General features: G+C 58.9%; 18 protein-coding genes and 1 pseudogene. 16 read left to right on the top strand and 3 right to left on the bottom strand.

Features of this window, described 5'->3' with window-relative positions; all coding sequences use genetic code 11:
- Window positions 1-238: 238 nt before the first annotated feature.
- Window positions 239-835 (bottom strand): RNA 2'-phosphotransferase, encoded by a 597-nt coding sequence (locus tag N5D61_RS11810; protein ID WP_279892821.1) that lies wholly within the window; start codon window positions 833-835, stop codon window positions 239-241.
- A gap of 141 nt (window positions 836-976) precedes the next feature.
- On the opposite strand from N5D61_RS11810, the gene N5D61_RS11805 reads away from it, so the two are divergent.
- The 7 genes and pseudogenes from N5D61_RS11805 to katG all read left to right on the top strand — a co-directional run bounded on the left by N5D61_RS11805 (window position 977) and on the right by katG (window position 8265).
- Window positions 977-1249: a hypothetical protein gene (locus N5D61_RS11805; RefSeq protein ID WP_279892819.1), complete on the top strand. Its 273-nt coding sequence runs from the start codon at window positions 977-979 to the stop codon at window positions 1247-1249.
- A gap of 43 nt (window positions 1250-1292) precedes the next feature.
- A pseudogene (locus tag N5D61_RS11800) lies at window positions 1293-2769 on the top strand (DUF637 domain-containing protein); the annotation flags it as partial.
- 622 nt (window positions 2770-3391) lie between these two features.
- Complete coding sequence (locus N5D61_RS11795) at window positions 3392-3715, top strand: hypothetical protein (RefSeq protein ID WP_279892817.1); 324 nt, start codon at window positions 3392-3394, stop codon at window positions 3713-3715.
- Between the two features lie 637 nt (window positions 3716-4352).
- Window positions 4353-4628 carry a hypothetical protein gene (locus tag N5D61_RS11790; RefSeq protein ID WP_279892815.1) on the top strand — a complete coding sequence of 92 codons (276 nt, stop codon included), beginning with the start codon at window positions 4353-4355 and terminating at the stop codon, window positions 4626-4628.
- A 433-nt stretch (window positions 4629-5061) separates the two neighbouring features.
- Window positions 5062-5439 carry a hypothetical protein gene (locus N5D61_RS11785; protein WP_279892813.1) on the top strand — a complete coding sequence of 126 codons (378 nt, stop codon included), beginning with the start codon at window positions 5062-5064 and terminating at the stop codon, window positions 5437-5439.
- Window positions 5420-5797, top strand: a complete 378-nt coding sequence (locus N5D61_RS11780) for a hypothetical protein (protein WP_279892811.1) — start codon at window positions 5420-5422, stop codon at window positions 5795-5797. The genes N5D61_RS11785 and N5D61_RS11780 overlap by 20 nt, the downstream gene beginning before the upstream one ends.
- Window positions 5798-6003: 206 nt before the next feature.
- Window positions 6004-8265, top strand: a complete 2262-nt coding sequence (gene katG / locus N5D61_RS11775) for a catalase/peroxidase HPI (protein WP_279892809.1) — start codon at window positions 6004-6006, stop codon at window positions 8263-8265.
- An 81-nt stretch (window positions 8266-8346) separates the two neighbouring features.
- Here katG and N5D61_RS11770 read toward each other — a convergent pair whose 3' ends face one another.
- On the bottom strand, window positions 8347-9303 hold the full coding sequence (locus tag N5D61_RS11770; RefSeq protein ID WP_279892806.1) for an alpha/beta hydrolase: 957 nt from the start codon (window positions 9301-9303) through the stop codon (window positions 8347-8349).
- Window positions 9304-9450: 147 nt separating this feature from the next.
- Between N5D61_RS11770 and N5D61_RS11765 the strand changes: the two genes are divergently transcribed.
- Window positions 9451-10350 (top strand): LysR family transcriptional regulator, encoded by a 900-nt coding sequence (locus N5D61_RS11765; RefSeq protein WP_279892805.1) that lies wholly within the window; start codon window positions 9451-9453, stop codon window positions 10348-10350.
- Between the two features lie 103 nt (window positions 10351-10453).
- Complete coding sequence (gene yfcF / locus N5D61_RS11760; RefSeq protein ID WP_279892804.1) at window positions 10454-11086, top strand: glutathione transferase; 633 nt, start codon at window positions 10454-10456, stop codon at window positions 11084-11086.
- A gap of 380 nt (window positions 11087-11466) precedes the next feature.
- On the opposite strand, the gene N5D61_RS11755 is transcribed toward yfcF, so the two are convergent.
- Complete coding sequence (locus N5D61_RS11755) at window positions 11467-13371, bottom strand: sigma 54-interacting transcriptional regulator (protein WP_279892803.1); 1905 nt, start codon at window positions 13369-13371, stop codon at window positions 11467-11469.
- Window positions 13372-13610: 239 nt separating this feature from the next.
- Here N5D61_RS11755 and N5D61_RS11750 point away from each other — a divergent pair, with 239 nt between their 5' ends.
- From N5D61_RS11750 to N5D61_RS11720, 7 genes are all read left to right on the top strand, one after another.
- Window positions 13611-14093, top strand: coding sequence for an MSMEG_0572/Sll0783 family nitrogen starvation response protein (locus tag N5D61_RS11750; protein ID WP_062387355.1), 483 nt, complete (start codon window positions 13611-13613; stop codon window positions 14091-14093).
- A gap of 150 nt (window positions 14094-14243) precedes the next feature.
- Window positions 14244-15221: a Nit6803 family nitrilase gene (locus tag N5D61_RS11745; protein WP_279892799.1), complete on the top strand. Its 978-nt coding sequence runs from the start codon at window positions 14244-14246 to the stop codon at window positions 15219-15221.
- A complete protein-coding gene (locus N5D61_RS11740) occupies window positions 15208-16290 on the top strand; it encodes an MSMEG_0568 family radical SAM protein (RefSeq protein ID WP_279892797.1) in 1083 nt (360 codons plus the stop codon). Before N5D61_RS11745 ends, N5D61_RS11740 begins: the two co-directional genes overlap by 14 nt.
- Window positions 16291-16359: 69 nt before the next feature.
- A complete protein-coding gene (locus tag N5D61_RS11735) occupies window positions 16360-16932 on the top strand; it encodes an MSMEG_0567/Sll0786 family nitrogen starvation N-acetyltransferase (RefSeq protein WP_279892795.1) in 573 nt (190 codons plus the stop codon).
- A complete protein-coding gene (locus tag N5D61_RS11730; protein WP_279892793.1) occupies window positions 16925-17953 on the top strand; it encodes a sll0787 family AIR synthase-like protein in 1029 nt (342 codons plus the stop codon). The genes N5D61_RS11735 and N5D61_RS11730 overlap by 8 nt, the downstream gene beginning before the upstream one ends.
- 1 nt (window position 17954) lies before the next feature.
- Entirely contained in the window at window positions 17955-18275 is a 321-nt protein-coding gene (locus N5D61_RS11725; protein WP_108238597.1) for an MSMEG_0570 family nitrogen starvation response protein, read from the top strand.
- Window positions 18276-18331: 56 nt separating this feature from the next.
- Window positions 18332-19612 carry an MSMEG_0569 family flavin-dependent oxidoreductase gene (locus N5D61_RS11720; RefSeq protein WP_279892790.1) on the top strand — a complete coding sequence of 427 codons (1281 nt, stop codon included), beginning with the start codon at window positions 18332-18334 and terminating at the stop codon, window positions 19610-19612.
- The last annotated feature ends 26 nt before the right edge of the window (window positions 19613-19638 follow it).

The raw sequence follows: 19638 nt of genomic DNA, 5'->3' as shown, positions 1-19638 counted from the left end.
CTTTAAGGCGGGAGGTTGCGTTCAAGTCTGTGCGGTGCTTTATTCGGGAGCCATTCCCTGGAGGTGCTATTTTTGAGTTTTATGGTGATCCAAGTGAGTTTCGGCTTGGTAAGTTGACCGAGTTTACAGACTCCGAATTAGTAAGGAATAACTTGAAAGCATGGCGTTCCGTGTCGAGTCACGAACCGCCGAAGTTCAGGCATTTCAGCATTCAGTTTTTGTCAGAGAATCTTGCTTTTCATGTGTTGGCTGTAGACGTATTTTTATCCGATGAGCTGTCGGGCAGTTGATTTTTTGAAATAAAATTAACGGGAACCGCTTCAGTTAACCAAACACTATTTTCAGCCTGAAAAAATTTAAATCCCTGTTGGTACATCCGCAGGGATTCAATCTTCAGAACCACTGGTTTACCGTAGCGCTGTCCGACCGCGATAGCCGTCTGAATCTCCTGCAATAGATGCACGTGGTGGCGTAAGCCTGCAATCAATCCTTGCTGAAGAATAGATTCAAGAAAGCGTGTTGCAGTGCCATGGTAGAGGAATTCTGGTGGTTCTTTCTCCACGTGTTGGAGGTTTACGTCTGCTGCTGAATGTCCCTGTGCGGCTCGAATACGCTGGCCATCGTCGGAGAGGGTAAAGCGTTTCTTGTCACTGCTATCTACTACTGTCTGAATTATTGCCTGGTCAAGTACGCGGCCTTCTTTCGCTGCGCCGGTAATCAAAGAGTTTATGTCTGCCCATCCTTCTGTGTCGAGTTGCAATCCGATAGTGTGAGGCTCATGGCGCAAGATATAGCTTAGAAACTTGCTTGTTTCGTTCAGTTGCTTGTTATTCATGATTGTCCTACACGTTTTTTATCGATTTTTCAGGATATAGTCGCAGTTTTTTTAATTACTGCAAAATTTTCCTTCCTTCGCTGCTCGCCTTGGTCGTAACCTGAGCGATCAGGGCATCGAGCATCTGGCCACAAATTTCTGTTGCCTCTTCGGTGGCTGGTCGATGGCTTCCAGTTGCTGCCGCCATTTCGGAGCAGGGCCACGCTTACGCACAGTGGTTTCCTGCTGCTGACCAAACAGATTTTCGAGTGTGGTCGAAAGGAGTCGGGCCAACTCTGGCAACGCCGCTATCTGAATACGCCGCTTGCCGGATTCTTGGGCTTGGATGGCCTGATGGGTCACGCCCAGCCGCTCGGCAACTTCTGTTTGGGTGATGCGGTGCTCTTTGCGCAGGCGGGCAATCCGCTCGCCTAGGTCCTTCGTTTACGCGATCCAAGAATGCCACGTCAGCCAAGTCACATCTGATATCACCGCAGGCGACTAAGCCTACCTGGTCGCAGGCGACAAGCTCGACATCCTGGCAGCAGAGGACAGCGACTACTCGCTCTACGACAAAGAGAAAAAAGGCTCCTTCGGCAAGAAGAAAACCCAACGCGATGAGGTGACCCAAGTCACCAACATCGGCAGCCAGATCACCTCCGGCGGCAACATGATGCTGGTCAGCGGAGGCGACCAGCACTATCAGGTGGCCAAACTCGACAGCGGTAAAGACCTGACGTTGAACAGTGGCGGGGCCATTGATTTCGAGGGCGTGAAGGATCTGCATCAGGAGAGTCACGCGAAGAGCAACAGCAGCCTGGCTTGGAACTCGATGTCGGGTAAAGGCAGCACGGACGAAACCCTGCGTCAGAGCGAGTTGATCGCCAAAGGCAACTCGGCGATCAAGGCGGTGGACGGCCTGCACATTGATGTGAAGCAGGTGAATCAGCAGACCGTCAGCGAAGCGATTGATGCGATGGTCAAGGCTGATCCGAACCTTGCTTGGCTCAAGGATGCGGAGAAACGTGGGGATGTTGACTGGAAGCTGATTAAAGAAACCCACGACGCCTATAAGTACAGCAACTCGGGCTTGGGGTTGGGGCGCAACTGGCTATCGCCATCTTGGTCACGTATCTCACCGCCGGTGCGGCTAGCGCTGCAATTGCCTCGGCAGCAGGTGCAACCGCAGGCTCCGGAAGCGCAATGGCCGCGGCAACAGTCGGGACAGCGGGTACGGCCACAGCAGCCGCCACTGCAGGTACCGCTGCGGGACTTGGAAATGTAATTGCAACTGCCGCACTGACGCCAATGGCGAGTAATGCGGCTGTCAGCGTGATCAACAACAAGGGTAATCTCGTTGCCGTCATCCAAGACGTGACCTCTAAGGATGCCCTCAAGGGGTACGCCATTTCGGGCGTCACGGCGGGTATGACCGCTGGTTATTTCGATGAATGGACTGGCACCACTACCGACCCTGTAACAGGAAAAATCACCACTAATTTCAGTACTTGGAAAGGTATTGCTCAGTTCGCCACCAACCAAGGTTTGCAAAATAGCACGTCGATAGCGCTGAGCAAGATCATGGGTCAAGGTGGTGATCTGGGCTCTGCCCTGCAGAGCACTTTATTTAACACCCTGGCGGCGGCGAGCTTCCATGCGGTGGGGATTACATTCCATCTGCTGACGGCAGTCTGCAAAAGATCATGGTTCACGCCGTTGTCGGTGGCTTATTGGCCCAAATCAGCGGTGGCGATTTTAGGACTGGGGCGCTGGCGGCTGGGGCTAATGAAGCTGTGGTGGCCGACCTTAATAAACTGGTTGAGGGTGATCCGAATTTATTGAGCATGAGCTCGCAATTGGTTGGCTTACTTGCCGCGTCCACACAGAGCAATGCTAGCGGTGACAGCCTTAAAACCGGTGTATGGGTCGCGCAGAACGGTACCCAGTACAACTTTGGCGATCACCTGCCTCCAGGGCTGAGCGAATATGGCCAAGCGGCAACTTCCCTTATGGAGTACATGCAAAATCGGGGAGCGTCATCTAATGAAATGGATCAGGCCGCACGGGCACTCTCGCAAGGCCAGGGATTTGAAGGCGTTCAGCCAGCGACTGAGTTCGTCAAGGCGTGGAGCGAGTTCATGGCCGGAGAGCTTTCTGGCCTCGGATTAGCCGCTATAGTTGGGAAGGCCGGTTCGTGGTTTGCAAAAGCAACGGGTGAGGCGGTAGACGGTGCTACTATTGGGGCAAAAGGGGTAGATGCGGCTGCGACGGACGGGACGAAAGCAGCGGCAACGGAAGGAACGTTTCCAGACGAGGTGCTTGCGGGGAAGAGACCGCATCAAACGACCCCTGGAACGGGGATCGTGACGCAGGAGAGGTACAACCCAGCGACTGGAAAATTAGAAAACTCTGTAATTGAGTACGACCAGTATGGTCGGCAGGTTAAAAGGACGGATTACACTAATCACGGATATGGTAATTAAGAAAAGCCTGCGGAATATCATTCCGACCCCCACATCCATATTTATGAATATGGTCCGGGCTATGGCTCCAATGGGAAAGAGACGAGGATCAATAATGATTAGTCTTCCAGAATTAAATGAATTGCTTGTCGCTCACAACTGCTTGCATGCAATTAGCATCCAGTTGAATGTGGATAATATGAGTTATGATTTGTCTCTATCTATTTCGGCCTCTGAAAAGGTAGGGGCTGATGTTATACGTATCAGATTCATTGATATTAGCCAATTTGCGTCTCATGATTTTGGCGGTGGATTAACCCAGCTGATGCACATGAATGTTAATAAGCTGGATTCTGGATTGGATAGGATGCGTTATCAGTTGAGTGAGCTTGAAGATAAAAAAATGTCGTTTTGCTTCTCATCATTCTCACTTGGTTAGCGATACCAAAGATGAAGCGAAGTTTTTTATCTTGCCGCCGCGGATGACTTGGCTGCAATGACAGGACAATGTAACTTGCCAGATGGCAACACAGTCGGTGTCCCTAGGGTAGATATTTGTACAAGGCAGCAGCTTATGGAGCAATCTCGGCCAAGTTGCCATCAATGTGATTGCCGATACGTTCTCTGCGGTTATCTACAACAACGTGGGGGATGCTCTGGTCGAGGGTAGGTCTGATCGCAATGAGAGGGTGCAGCAGCCCCCGGTCGAATTCAGAAAGCTATCGATTACCTAGCCAGCCCTAAAGTAAGTGGTGGACCCAAGGTGCCGTCTGTTTTAGAAGTCTTTACCAATCCGCCGCAAGGGCTGTTATTCCGGCAGAATGTATTAGTAAACCGGGGCGAGTAGAAAGAAGTGTCATATTTTATCTGACGGGTACAGATCCAGGTGCGAAGGGCAGTACCTAAATAAGATCGATGCCTGTCGGCTGGGCTCTTATCCCAGGGCCAGAAAATGGTTACTGGATTTCGATTAAGAATGGCCAGCCGATTAATCCAGCAACTGGAGGAACGGGCACGAAAGGGGAAACACATGTACCCTATCCCCCAGACACTATTCCGCCAAAAAGGTAAAGTACATGATAAATGGTAATGATTTGCATGAGATCACAGGCTCAATAATGACGGGGTTGATTGTCGGTATTGGGTCGCAGATTTTGCTATTTGACAATGGCTCGACAATTTTAGTGCGGTGTAAATATATATGCATTGTGGCGGGTGATGTCACTATTGGTGATGGAGAGGTGCTCAGTACTGCAGTAAATGTTTTTCCATTGTTAAATAATAAAGTATTGCGAACTGGTTTGGGTCTGACTGTTCTCTTTTTATGCTTTTTGAAAATGGTAACAGTTTAAAAATAGTCCCTGATGCCAACGGTATGGAATCGTACGTCTTAAGCACTAAGCTTGGGGTGGTTCCTATTCTGTGTTTTTAATTTTTCACTTTATTTCAAATGGTGAAAATCCAGATGTTGGTGAGGGTGGTCAATGTTGTGATGCTTTGGAACTAGGGAGAATTTCATTCACTAATAATTTTGGGTTGAACAAAGTTGCAGGGGTGGAAATCGATTTTTGATATTGATACTAATGGTAAAATTCTCTTGGTATCTATTGTTGCTTATTATTTAAGCCGATTATTGATGAATTTTTTTCTTCTTGGTTCTTGTGTTTAAGTGGGCGGGATAGGTTTGAGATGGGGTAATTAACATAATTTTCAGTTCTGGGTGAATCTTCGTTTTTATTGATCGCAAGTAATAACCAATATCAGGTAGTTATAGGTGGTAACGACATGCAAGCATTAAGGAAAATCGGTTTTTATACACTATTGCTAATCGCCATTACCGCCTGCACCAACCAAAAATTCAAACCCGAATACCAATCCCAAATCCACACCATCAAAGTCCTCCCCGTGGTCTGGTCAACCGACAACATCACCTACATGGGTCAAGAGCAGGCATGGGGCGCGGCGCTGGGTGCGGGTGTGGGGGTTGCGGCGGGGGCGGCGGTCAAGGCTTCTCATCTTGGCACGGCGGCACTTTCGGGTGCCGGGTTTGCAGCGGGGATGAAGGCGGGGGATCTTGCTTCGATGTCGACGGTGCAAGCCATTGTCTACAACATGAACGCCGCCAATATCAATTTGGGGGGATATGGTCAGAAAAGGATTTGAAGAACGACTGGTCGCGACAGGGCGCTTCAAGGTGGCGGGTGAACAAGAGACCGCGGACGCTGTGCTCCAACTGACAGTAAATAATTGGGGCTTTGCGCTGACTCAAGGGTTTAGCATCTTGGTCTATCCCACCATCAATGTCACCGGCGTCCTAAAGCGCGGCGATGAACTGGTCTGGCAGCGTACGGAATACATCACGCCATTCAACGGCGCGAATACCTACGGTTATACGCCTCTTCGTTATCGCACCGAGCCTGAGCTGCTGCGTACGGCATTGAACGGGGTTTCGCAGATTGTCGATGAGGCGCTGGTCAAGGATTTGTCACCCTCCACAACCCCCAGCAGCCAAATCCCCTGAAAGCCCCTCTCTATCACCCCCCAACACTCCGCCTATTAGACCTCTCGGCGATCAGTACTACGCTAGTTAGCGTCGGCGCAAGCCGCTGCGCTTGACCCTGATAAGGCGATAACAACAAGCACCCTGTGCGACTGAGCTCAGTCGTCTGTTCCCGGCCTGCTTTGCAGGGGCGACGGGAGGGTGGATCCGATCAAAGGTAGATCATCATGGCTAATGAATCGAAGTGCCCGTTCAACCACGCTGCTGGCGGTGGGACCACGAACCGCGACTGGTGGCCGAACCAGTTGAACCTGAACATTCTTCACCAGCATTCCTCGCTGTCCGATCCGATGGGCGAGGGCTTTGATTACGCGCAGGCGTACAAGAGCCTGGATTTTGCGGCGGTCAAGCGCGATTTGCAGGCGCTCATGACGGACTCCCAGCCATGGTGGCCTGCCGATTTCGGTCACTACGGGCCGCTGTTCATCCGCATGGCCTGGCACAGTGCCGGGACCTATCGCACCGGGGACGGGCGCGGCGGGGCGGGTTCGGGACAGCAGCGGTTTGCCCCGCTCAACAGTTGGCCGGACAACGTCAGCCTGGACAAGGCGCGGCGGTTGATCTGGCCGGTGAAGCAAAAGTACGGCAACAAGATTTCCTGGGCGGACCTGATCGTGCTCACCGGGAACGTTGCGCTCGAGTCCATGGGCTTCAAGACGTTCGGGTTTTCCGGGGGACGCGCGGACGTCTGGGAACCGGATCAGGACGTTTATTGGGGCTCGGAAACCACGTGGCTTGGCGGCGAGGAGCGCTACGGCGCCCACAAGGACATGGAGCAGCCGGGGCAGGGCGATCTGGTTGCTGAGCCTGCTAAACATGGCGAGGAGCAGAGCCGCACTGCGGGTGATCGGAATCTGGAAAAGCCGCTCGCTGCGGTGCAGATGGGCTTGATTTACGTCAACCCGGAAGGCCCTGATGGCCACCCGGATCCGGTCAGGTCGGCCATCGACATTCGCGAAACCTTTGGCCGCATGGCGATGAACGACGAGGAAACCGTTGCTCTGATCGCCGGCGGGCATGCGTTCGGTAAAACCCACGGCGCGGGCCCGGCGGACAACGTCGGGCCGGAGCCGGAGGCGGCGGGGCTGGAGGAGCAGGGCTTTGGCTGGCGCAATAAGTTCGGCACCGGAAAAGGGGGCGACACGATCACCAGCGGCCTGGAAGTCACGTGGACGTCAACCCCGACAAAATGGAGCAACCAGTACCTGGAGAACCTCTTCGATTTCGACTGGGAGCTGACCAAAAGCCCGGCAGGCGCTCATCAGTGGCGGCCCAAGGATGGCCGTGGGGCCAACACCGTGCCCCACGCCCATGATCCGAACAAGCGGCAAGAGCCGCGCATGCTGACGTCGGACCTGGCGCTGCGTTTCGATCCGGCCTACGAAAAGATTGCCCGTCGCTTCAAGGAGAACCCCGAGCAACTGGCCGATGCTTTCGCCCGCGCCTGGTTCAAGCTCACTCACCGCGACATGGGCCCGTTGGCCCGTTATCTCGGTCCGGAAACACCCACCGAAGAACTGCTCTGGCAGGACCCGCTGCCCGCGCCGCAGGGACAGTCGTTGGACGACAGCGACGTCACGGCCGTGAAAGAAAAGGTATTGGCATCGGGACTCAGCGTTTCTCAACTGGTGTCCACGGCCTGGGCAGCGGCCTCGACCTTCCGTGGTTCGGACAAGCGGGGTGGGGCCAACGGCGGGCGGCTGCGTCTGGCGCCGCAAAAGGACTGGCCGGTCAATCAGCCTGCGCAACTGGCGAGCGTGTTGCAAACCTTGGAGCGGATTCAGGGCGAGTTCAACGGCGGGCAGGGCAAGCACCTGTCCCTCGCTGATTTGATTGTGATCGCCGGCAACGCGGCGGTCGAGCAGGCGGCCCAGGCGGCCGGTCAACAGGTGACCGTGCCGTTCGCGCCAGGCCGGGTGGACGCCTCGCAAGCGCAGACCGATGTGGAATCCTTCGGGTTTCTGGAGCCGATTGCCGATGGGTTCCGCAATTACCTCAAGGGCAAGTACAACGTGTCCGCCGAGAAGCTGTTGGTGGACAAAGCGCAGTTGTTGACCCTCACAGCGCCCGAGATGACGGTGCTGCTGGGTGGCCTGCGAGTGCTGGGTGCCAATGTGGACCAAAGCACACACGGCGTCTTCACCTCACGGCCCGGGGTGCTGACCAACGACTTCTTCAAGCATTTGCTGGACATGGGCGTGGAATGGAAACCTGTTTCGGCGAGCAACGATACCTTCGAGGGACGTGATCGCACGACTGGCGAAGTGAAATGGACGGGCACGCGGGTCGACCTGGTCTTCGGCTCACATGCCCAGTTGCGGGCCATTTCTGAGGTGTACGGCAGCGATGATGCCCACGGCAAATTCGTGAAGGATTTCGTCGCGGCCTGGACCAAAGTGATGAACCTGGACCGTTTCGATCTGCGCTGATCGCGCTTTGAGTGGGACGCAAATGAAAACGCCTCCGTTCGGAGGCGTTTTCGTAGGCGCTGAGCAGACGTATGACACCTGTTATGGCGTGACGTTGGCGTCCAGGAAACGATGGATCTGATCGCCGATTTCGTCGACATGGGTCTCCAGCGCAAAGTGGCCGGTGTCGTAGAAATAGACCTGTGCCTTGGCGATGTCACGCTTGAACGCGGTGGCGCCCGGCGGCAGGAAGAACGGATCGTGCTCGCCCCACACCGCCAGCAACGGTGGCTGGTGCTTGCGGAAATACGCCTGGAACTCGGGGTAGCGTTTCACGTTGTTGGCGTAGTCCTTGAACAGGTCCAGCTGGATTTCATCGTTCCCTGGCCGGGCCACGAAAGCGGCATCCAGGGTGTAGGCCTCGGGGGCGACGCGGTCCGGGTCTTTGACGCCTTGGGTGTATTGCCATTTGATCGAGGGCGCGCTGAGGAAGTCGCGCAGCGCATCGCGATTGGCCTGGCTCGGATCGTTCCAGTAGCGTTGAATCGGGCTCCAGCCGCTGCTCAGGCCCTCTTCGTAGGCGTTGCCGTTCTGGGTGATGATGGCGCTGATGCGCTCAGGGTGCGCAACCGCCATGCGCCAGCCGACCGGTGCGCCGTAGTCGAACACTTCGAGGGCGTATCGCTTCAGGGAGAGTGCTTCGGTGAAGCCGTCCATGGTTTTGGCCAGGTTATCGAAGGTGTAGGCGTAGTGCGCGCGATCCGGGCTGTCCGAAAAGCCGAACCCTGGCATGTCGGGGGCCACCACGTGGTAACGGTCCGCCAGTTTGGGAATCAGCTCGCGGTACATGAAGGACGACGTTGGAAAGCCGTGCATCAGCAGCACCGTCGGTTTGGCAGGGTCGCCAGCCTCGCGATAAAAGATCTTCACGCCTTGCACCTCCACAAAGTGATGGCTCACCTTCGGCTGCGGCGAGGGTTGGGGGGCGGCCTGGGCGCTGGCGCCGGTCAGCATGGCGACGGTGAGCGTGGTGGAGGCCAGCAAGCGATTCAGTTTCATGGCGGTACTCCTGCAATTGGCTGTGCGGCCCAAGCCGCGTTATGGATGGAGCCGTTGGTGACTCGTTGAGGGCCATGTTGCAGCTTTCCAGGAATCAGCAGAATCCCTTAATCTTGGGAACCGACTTACCAGAAAATGGAAGGATGAATGGATCGCTTCGAATCAATGGCGATGCTCGTAGCAGCCATCGACAACGGCAGCCTCTCGGCAGCCGGGCGGGTAATGCATGTGCCGCTGCCCACGCTCAGCCGGAAAATCACCGAGCTGGAGGCTCGATTGGGGACCCGCTTACTGATTCGCGGGACCCGCAAGCTGACATTGACCGATGCTGGCGTGGCCTATGTCGCGGCGGCGCGGCGGATACTCGAGCAGGTGGACGACGCGGAACGGGAAGCCGCGGGAGAGTTTCAAACCCCCAAAGGCGAACTGGTGATCACTGCGCCTGTGTTCTTTGGCCGTTTGCATGTGCTGCCGGTGGTCACGGACTTCCTGGCGCTGTACCCCGAAATCAACGTGCGGTTGCTGTTGGTCGATCACAACATGCACCTGATCGACGAGCACGTCGATATGGCAGTGCGCATCGGCAAACTGCCTGACAGCGCGCTGTACGCCACCTATGTCGGCCCGATGCGCTCAATGGTGTGTGCCAGCCCGCACCTGCTGGCGACCCATGGCGTGCCGACGGTCCCTGACGATTTGCGCAGGTTTCCGATCGTCCGGGTCGCCATGCCCGTGCCGACGCCGGGTTGGCAGTTTCGCTCACCGGACGCTGGGGGTGTGGTCGACATTCCGGTTTCACCGCGATTGGCGGTGTCCACGGCTGAGGCCGCGGTGCAGGCCGCGATTCGTGGGGTCGGCGTGGTAAACCTGATGCGTTATCAAGTGCTTGAGGCGATCCAGGCCGGCCAACTGAAACCGTTGCTTGAGCCCTTCGAACTCGATCCATCGCCCATTCACCTGTTGCATGCCTCGCGAGGCCAAATGCCGTTGAAGATGCGCTGTTTTCTGGACTTTGCCCGACCCAGGCTACAAGCAATACTGGCATGAGCGCGCCGCATTCCCGTCGGGAATGCCCCCATGAAAAAGCCGAATTTCCCTTGTGCCGTGCATTCTCGTAGCGTGGCGTTTCCCTTGATATGGAGTCCATGCCGTGAACGAAGCCCCGCTGCGCCTGTACGTCGATGCCCGATTCACCAGCCCCTATGCGATGTCGGTGTTCGTGACGCTGACAGAAAAGGCAATTGACTTCGAACTGATCAAGGTCAACCTCGGCACCCAAGAGCAATCGGCCCCGGACTATGCCGAACTGTCGCTCACCCAGCGTGTGCCTACGCTGGTGCACGGTGGATTCGCGCTCTCGGAGTCGTCGGCGATCATTGAGTACCTCGACGAGCGTTTTCCAAGTGTGCCGGTCCTGCCTCGGGGGCTTGAAGACAAGGCCCGGGCACGGCAAATCCAGGCCTGGTTGCGCTCAGACCTGATGCCCATTCGAGAAGAACGCTCGACGCTGGTGATTTTCTACGCACAGGCAGCCGGGCCATTGTCCCCCGAGGGTCAGGCGGCCAAGGCCAAGCTGATCCATGCCGCGCAGGCCTTGTTGGCAGACGGGCGTCAGCATCTGTTCGGCGACTGGTCGATCGCTGATGTGGAGTTGGCAGTGATGCTGAACCGGTTGCTGCTCAACGGCGACGAGATGCCTGAGCCTTTGAGGCAATACGCCCGTCGTCAGTGGCTCAGGCCCAGTGTCCAGGCTTGGGTGAACGTGCAGCGTCCCTCACTTTGAGCGGTCATCGGGGCTGGCGATCGAGTCAGCCTTGTTTTAATGGAAGCCTTGGTCGGGCTCATCTGATCTGTATTTTTATCGAATATCTGGCGCTGTATTGAAACAGATCCAGCCCCCACAATTACAGTCATCCCCGGTCACGATAATGGGACCGACCCACGCGAACGGGCGCCATGAACGCGTCTGTATCGCGCACATCGAGAGGTGATTTTCATGGGCAAGATGACGCTGTTTCTTCTGGGCTTTCTGGCGCTGACGATCTCCATCGGCCTGCTGGCCACCATCCCGCCGGGCTGATGGCGGAGCTCGGTACTTAACGCTGTGGTCCAAGAGAGCTCGTTTAGGCGGGCGCATCCTTGCTGAGCGATTCAACGATGCGTTCAACGCCATTCCATCCCCAGGCGCTTCAGGCGCGAGGCCAGTGTCGTCGGCTTGACCCCCAACAACTCCGCCGCGCCCCCTTTGCCGAACAGTTTGCCGTTGGCTGCCTGCAAGGCAGCCTGCAGGTTGCTGCGTTCCAACTCGTGCATTTGCGATTCCGTCAAAAAGCCGCCCGAGGGCAGGGGGGCACTCGCTGACGGGCTGACGGCCTTGGGTTCGTCCGGCAAATCCAGGTTCAGGTCCGCACCGGTCGAGGTGATCAACCCCCGTTCGATCACGTTCTGCAACTCGCGGATATTGCCCGGCCAGGAGTAGTTCTGCAGCCGTTCGATATCGCTGTTGCGCAGTCGCCTGCCTGGCATGTTCAGGCGTTTGCTCACTTGCTTGAGAAAATGCGCGGCCAGCGGGGCGATGTCCATCGGGCGGTCGCGCAGGGCTGGCGACTGAATCGGGAACACGTTGAGGCGGAAATACAGGTCTTCGCGGAAATGCCTGGCCCCCACTTCCTGCCGAAGATCTCGGTTGGTGGCGGCGATGATCCGCACGTCCACCTTGCGCGTGCGTTCCTCGCCGACCCGTTCGAACTGGCCCTCCTGCAACACCCTGAGCAGCTTGCTCTGCAACTCCAGCGGTATTTCGCCGATCTCGTCAAGGAACAGCGTGCCGCCATCGGCCAGCTCGAAGCGCCCGACACGGTCCCTGACCGCACCGGTGAAGGCGCCCCGGATGTGGCCGAAAAATTCGCTCTCGAACAGCTCGGTGGGAATCGCAGCACAGTTGACCCGGATCAGCGGATGCGCGCTGCGCCGGCTGGCCTGGTGAATGGCGCGGGCGATCAGTTCTTTACCCGTGCCCGACTCTCCGTTGATCAGCACGCTGGCGTCGGTGGGGGCGACCACGTCGATCTGTTTGATGATCTTCAGGATCGGTGCGCTCTGGCCCACGATCTCGCGAAAGTTGTGCTCGATGTGGATTTCTTCTTGCAGGTAGGCGTTCTGGTCCTCCAGCCGCTGTTTGAGGACCTTGAGCTCTTCCAGCGCGGTTTGCAGCCGGGCCTCGGTGGTGCGGCGCTCGGTGATGTCGCGGAACACCACCACCGCCCCGGCAATGCGACCGTCGGAGATCACCGGCGTGCTGGTGAACTCGACCGGAAAGAAACTGCCGTCCCGCCGCCAGAACACTTCCTGCCGGCCCTCATGCACCACGCCATCGTGTACGGCCTTGTAGATGGGGCAGTCTTCCACCGGATAGTGGCTGCCGTCCTCGTGGCTGTGGTGGTGAATACGGTGGATGTTCTTGCCGATCATGTCTTTGACTTCCCAGCCGAGCATGCGCGCGCCAGCCGGATTGACGAAGGTCGCCAGTCCCTGGCTGTCGATGGCGTAAATACCGTCGCCCACGGAACTGAGCAGCAACTGGTTGTCGCGTTCGGACTCCTGAAACAGGTTGAGGATGTTGCGCCATTCGATCAGCCCGCCACGCATCGTGCGCTCCGTGTGGGCCTGGTCCTGTTGGTAGCGCTGCTGGCTCGCTTCGCGCATCACCAGAATCAGCTGTGGCTTGCCCTTGACCTGCAGCGTGGTCGCGGAAATTTCCAGCTCGATGCGTTCGCCGGTCTTGATGTTGCAGCTCAAGTCATCCGTCCAGCCGCGACCCTTGTCCATCACCGCCTGGGTAAACACGATCAGGTCCGCCAATTGGTGCCCGAACAGTTTGCTGACCGGCATTTCCAGCAACGCCTGGCGCGGATGACCCAGCAGCTTGCAGGCGGCAATGTTCAGGTCGCCGAAGTGGTCAGCGAAAGGGTCGAGCAGGGCGATGGCCTCGGCGCAATGCTCGAACACCATGTGCCGCGAGGAATAGGCCAGGTCGGCCCAGCCAATCAGCGAATCCGGTTCGTTCATGACTACGAAATCTCGTGGTTGGACGGTACGAATAATCGTAGTTCTACGGGATTGCGTAGCCAGCGAAAAGCATCAGACAGCGCCCAATTAACCGGATCAGATCGCGATTTCCCGCGAAATCAACATGTTAGGGCGGTCGCTCGGGCTGCGGATTTTTCTGGCACGGCGTTCGCTGTGGTCAGGGTGTCACCCGGTGATCGAAACAGACCACCGACACACCCTGAGAACGGAGCGACGACATGCCAAGCGTAGACATCAACCACTATCAAGACGGCGACTTTCTGGTCAATTACGAAGAGAAGGTGTTCGAGGACGTCAAAGCCGAACCGGGCGAAAAAGCCTTGCTGACCTTCCACACCATCGCCTTCGAAGGGTCGATCGGGCTGGTCAACATGCTCCAGGCCAAGCGCCTGCTGCGCAAAGGTTTCGAAACCAAAGTGCTGCTCTACGGACCGGGCGTGCAACTGGGTGTCCAGCGCGGCTTCCCGACCCTCGGCGCCGAAGCCTTTCCGGGCCACCTGGCCGTGAACAATCAGATCAAGGCGTTCATGGCTGAAGGGGGCGAGGTCTACGCCTGCCGTTTTGCCCTCCAGGCGCTGTATGGCCAGACCGAGAAGGCGCTGATCGAAGGCATCCGCCCAATCAACCCGCTGGACGTGATGGACCTGCGCCTGCTGATGCGTCGCGAAGGCGCGATGATCATCGATACCTGGACGGCGTAATGCGCTGATGATCGTTCCCACGCTCCGCGTGGGAACGCATCCCGGGACGCTCCGCGTCCGTTGTGCCGGCGCAGAGCGCCTGGAGCGGCGTTCCCACGGGGACCGTGGGAACGATCAACACAAATCCGAGAGCCGCAGGAAATACCTGACATGACCACCATCCGCGCCGCCGCCGTTCAGTTCAGCCCTGTGCTGTACTCCCGCGAAGCCACCGTCGCCAAACTGTGCCGTACCCTGCTCGAATTGGGCCGCGAGGGGGTGCAATTCGCGGTCTTTCCCGAAACCGTGGTGCCGTATTACCCCTATTTTTCCTTCGTCCAGCCGCCGTTCGCCATGGGCAAGGAGCACCTGCAGCTGCTGGAGCAATCCGTCACCGTGCCTTCCGATGTCACCCGCCAGATTGGCGAGGCGTGCCGAGAGGCGGGCATTGTCGCCTCAGTGGGCGTGAACGAGCGCGAAGGCGGCACGATCTACAACGCCCAGCTGTTGTTCGACGCGGACGGCAGCTTGATTCAACACCGGCGAAAGATCACCCCTACCTATCACGAACGCATGGTCTGGGGGCAGGGCGACGGCGCTGGCCTGCGTGCCGTGGACAGCGCCGTCGGACGCATCGGATCGCTGGCCTGCTGGGAGCATTACAACCCGCTGGCGCGCTACGCGCTGATGGCCGATGGCGAGCAAATCCACGTCGCGATGTTCCCCGGCTCCCTGGTTGGGGAGATCTTCGCCGAACAGATCGAGGTCACCATTCGCCATCACGCGCTGGAATCCGGCTGCTTCGTGGTCAACGCCACCGCCTGGCTCGATGCCGATCAGCAGGGCCAGATCATGCAGGACACCGGCTGCGCGTTGGGTCCGATATCCGGCGGCTGTTTCACTGCGATCGTCTCGCCGGAAGGCAGGCTGCTGGGCGAGCCGTTGCGCAAGGGGGAGGGCTGGGTGATCGCCGATCTCGATTTGAAACTCATCGACAAACGCAAGCGCATGATGGATTCAGTGGGGCATTACAGCCGTCCCGAATTGCTCAGCCTGCTGATCGACCGCACCCCCACCGCCAAGCTGCACGAGCGCCATGCGCACCCCATGATGCCTGCCCGCGAGGAGCTCGATCATGCAGACCAGTGAATTGCTCGCCGAGCTGCAATGCCATGGCGTCCGCTGGCCGGCCGCCCAGAACGGCCTGTCGCGCAAGGGCGGTGCCGGGCCATCGGACCATAAGGCGCTGACGGTGGAGGGACGGACCATGATGGTGCCCATCCTCAATCAAGCCTCGCAGAATTCTCCCTACCAGGCGCAACCCAGCGCCGATGGCAGTCTGGCGCTGATCTTCCGCGAGGGCGTGCAAGTCGGCCAGGTGAAGATGCCGGGGGTGCCCAACTTCTACAGCCGCAGCACCGCTGACGGCATTCCCTACTGGAAAATCGCCACCTTGCACAGCGCCGATGTGCTGGCCACCACGGTATTGCAGCACTGCATTCGGTTCAATGATCGCAGCACGTCCTGCCAGTTCTGCGCCATCGGCCAGTCGCTGGCGGCGGGCAAGACCATTGCCCGCAAGCGCCCGCAGCAACTGGCCGAAGTGGCCAAGGCGGCCGTCGAGTTGGACGGGGTGAAGCACATGGTCATGACCACCGGCACCCCCCAGACCCCGGATCGCGGTGCTGCGATTCTCTGCGAGTCGGCTGCCGCCGTGACGGCTGCGGTGGACCTGCCGATCCAGGCCCAATGCGAGCCACCGGATGACGACCGCTGGTTCCAGCGGCTGGCCGACAGTGGCGTGGTATCGCTGGGCATGCACTTGGAAGCCGTCACCGACGAGGTGCGCCAGCGGATCATGCCTGGCAAGGCCGAGGTGCCGCTGAGCCGGTATTTCGAGGCGTTCGAGGCGGCGGTCAAGGTGTTCGGGCGCGGCCAGGTCAGCACCTACATCCTGGCGGGCCTGGGTGACAGCGAAGAGGCGATCACCGACATGAGCGAGCGCCTGAGTGCCCTGGGCGTCTACCCCTTCGTGGTGCCTTTCGTGCCCATCGACGGCACGCCGCTGGCCCATCACCCCAAACCCGACAGCGCCATGATGGCCCGTCTCTACCCGCAGATCGGGGCCAGCCTGCGCCGCCACGGATTGCACTCGGACAACATCAACGCAGGCTGTGCGAAGTGCGGGGCGTGTTCGGCGTTGAAACATCATGAATAAAGGCGCGACCCATCGCTTTTTGTAGGAGCGCGCTTCTGCAGGCGGTATTCATTCCACGGGAGACGGATCATGAACAATCTGGCCTTTGCCCTCGTCGACAGCACGTTCGAACCCTTTCGTGCCGGCGAACTGGTGGTCAAGCCCGCCACGGAAAACTGGGAGAAGCAGGCCTACTTCGCACTGCGCCGTGCGGTGTTTTCCGATGAGCAGCAATTGCTGGTGCACGACAAGGACAGCCACGACTTCCAGGCGATTGCCATCGTCGCCTTGGCCGGCAACTGTGGAATGGCCGATCAAGTGGTCGGTGCCGTGCGCATTTATCCGTCCTCGGAGGAGGCGGTGCCGAGCCTCTGGTTTGGCGGTCGACTGTGTGTCGCCCAGGCTTACCGACGGCACAGCATGATCGGCAAGGCGTTGGTCAACGAGGCGGTGTCGCGGGCCAAGGAACTGGGCTGCGAAACCTTTCGTGCCACCGTTCAAGCGCCCAATGAGTCGTACTTCCATGGTTTGCACTGGCGGACTCTCGACCGACTGGACGTGCTCGGCCAGCCTCACTGCCTGATGCAGGCGGACCTGGCGAGTTACCCGTTGATGCCGCGTCAGGTCTCGCTGCAGCCATTGAAGGGGGCGCGTCATGGCTGAGCTCATCGACCTCGGCGCACTGCTCGACACCCTCCGCCACACGCCGGCGATGGCGTCCAAACAGGCGATCCAGCAGCCTGCGCAGGCGATGGCCGCGGTTGACCAACCTTTGAGCCGTGAAGCGCTGTACGCGTTGCCCGGCGACGACACCGCGGCGATTGCCTGCGGCGACCAGTTTCAACTGCTGGCCATCGAAGGCATGTTGCCCGGTTTCGTCAGCGCCGCGCCCTGGTTCGCAGGCTGGTCGGCGGTGATGGCCAACGTCAGCGACATCACTGCCATGGGCGGTCGGCCCACGGCGGTGGTCAACGCTTACTGGCACCACGATCAGGCGCAGTCGAACGCCATCCTTGCCGGTATTCGCGCGGCGTGCGACGCCTATGGGCTGATCCTCGCGGGCGGACACACCAGCCTGGCGGCCAGTCACCCGGCCGCATTGGCGGTGGCGATCACCGGGACCGCCAGCCGATTGCTGTCGACCTTGCACGTCAAGCCGGGGCAGGTCATCGCCATGGCCGTCGACCTCGAAGGCGTCTGGCACGCCGACAGCACGTACTGGAAAGCCTTCGAAGGCGTACCCGCAGAACGCCTGCGCAGCAAGCTCGAAGTGCTGCCGCGGCTGGCAGAGGCGCAATGGCTGCAGGCGGCCAAGGACATCAGTAACGCGGGGGTACTGGGCAGTCTGCTGATGCTGCTTGAAACCACCGGCTGCGGGGCCGACATCGACCTTCTGCGCCTGCCTTGCCCAGCCGACGGCGACCTGTTGCGCTGGCTTCAGGTGTTCCCCAGTTACGGCTTTCTCATGACCCTGAACGAGGCCGATTGGCCCAACGTTCAGGCCGCGTTCGCCTTCAAGGGCCTGCGCTGCGAACGCATCGGTCAGGTCACCGACACTGCCGAATTGAGTGTCCAGTACGGCCTGCAGCGCCGTGTCTTCTGGAACCTCCACGAGCAGCCGTTCACCGGCTTCAGCTACGCCCACCTCGATCTTTCACCGTTGTTCGTACACAAGGAGCACTGACATGCCCGCCGTCAACTTCAGGATTCGCTGGCCCAATGGCAAAGAGGCCGCGTGCTATTCGCCCTCGACCGTGATCTACGACCATCTGCAAGAAGGCGCCAGCTACCCGTTGGCCGATTTTCTCCAGCGTGTGGAAGGTGGGTTGAACAACGCGTCGGAGCGGGTGAAACAAGTCAAAGGCTTTTACTGCAGCTCGGCGATGGACACCCTCGGCATGCTTAAAGGCCAGGCACAGGTGCAGGAGGACGGGGCGGTGGAGGTGCTCAGCATGAGGACAGAAGGCGGTGGCCGAGTGACTGGGGCCGGGTGGAGTTCTTTTTGATTAAACCCAGTTCCTCTGTCCTTCATTTCAACCACATATTCTTTGGAGCCATGACCATGCCCAGCTCGATCACCCCCCTCAAAACGCCGCACCACAGCGTGATTATCGTTGGCGGCGGGCAGGCCGGCCTGTCGGCCAGCTATTACCTGCAGCAGCAGAACGTCGACCATCTGGTGCTGGAAAAACACAGCGTCACCCACACCTGGCGCGACCAGCGCTGGGATGCGTTCAGCCTGGTCACTCCGAACTGGCAATGCGCGCTGCCCGGCTACCGGTACAGCGAAGAGCACGGTGGGCAGGACCCTCACGGCTTCATGAAGAAAGACCAGATCAATGATTACCTCGCAGGCTTCGTCAGGGCGGTCAATGCGCCGGTTCGCGAAGGGGTCGCGGTCAAGCGCGTGACCCCTCGGCCAGCGGGAGGCTTCGACGTGCAGACGTCCCATGGGGACTTCACCGCCGATCAGGTGATCTGCGCCTCGGGTGGCTATCACACGCCGATCATTCCGCGTCTGGCCGAGCGTCTGCCGGCGGGCATCACGCAAATTCACTCCGAGCAGTACCGCAATCCGCAGGCGCTGCCCGAGGGCAATGTCCTGGTGGTCGGCTCCGGGCAGTCCGGGGCGCAGATCGCCGAGGACCTTCATCTGGCCGGTCGCAAGGTGTACCTGGCCGTGGGCGACGCCCCGCGATGCGCACGCTTCTACCGTGGCAAGGACGTGGTCGATTGGCTCGCCGAGATGGGCTATTACCAGATCGGCGTGGATACCCATCCTTTGCGCGAGGGGGTGCGGGACAACACCAACCATTACGTCACCGGTCGCGATGGCGGCCGGGACATCGATCTGCGCAAATTCGCACTGGAAGGGATGGCATTGTTTGGTCGGCTGGACGGGCTGGTGGGCGATGTGCTGCAGTTTTCGACGAGCCTGGCCGACAGCCTCGACAAGGCCGACGCCGTCTACAACCGCATCAATGCCTCCATCGACGCGTACATTGCCGAGCAGGGCATCGAGGCGCCGGCGGGCGAGCGCTACGAGCCGGTTTGGGCGCCGTCCCAGGAACAGGCGCAATTGAGCCTGAGCGAAGCGGGCATCACCAGCATCATCTGGTGCATCGGTTTCACCCCGGATTTCAGCTGGGTCGATGCGCCTGTATTCAATGGCCGTGGCCATCCGGGCCATGTGCGTGGGGTCACGACGCAGCCGGGCTTGTATTTCCTCGGCTTGCCGTGGCTATACACCTGGGGTTCCGGCCGTTTCTCGGGCGTGGCGCGGGATGCGCAGTACCTGGTGGAGCACATCGCCCGGGTGCGGGCCAAGCACAAGGTGGCGTGAGCAGCCAGGGTGGGCGCGCCGGCAAC

Source organism: Pseudomonas sp. GD03842 (assembly GCF_029841165.1).
GTDB lineage: Bacteria > Pseudomonadota > Gammaproteobacteria > Pseudomonadales > Pseudomonadaceae > Aquipseudomonas.
The sequence above is the reverse complement of the archived record's forward strand: the minus strand, read 5'-3'. Positions and strand labels throughout refer to the sequence as shown.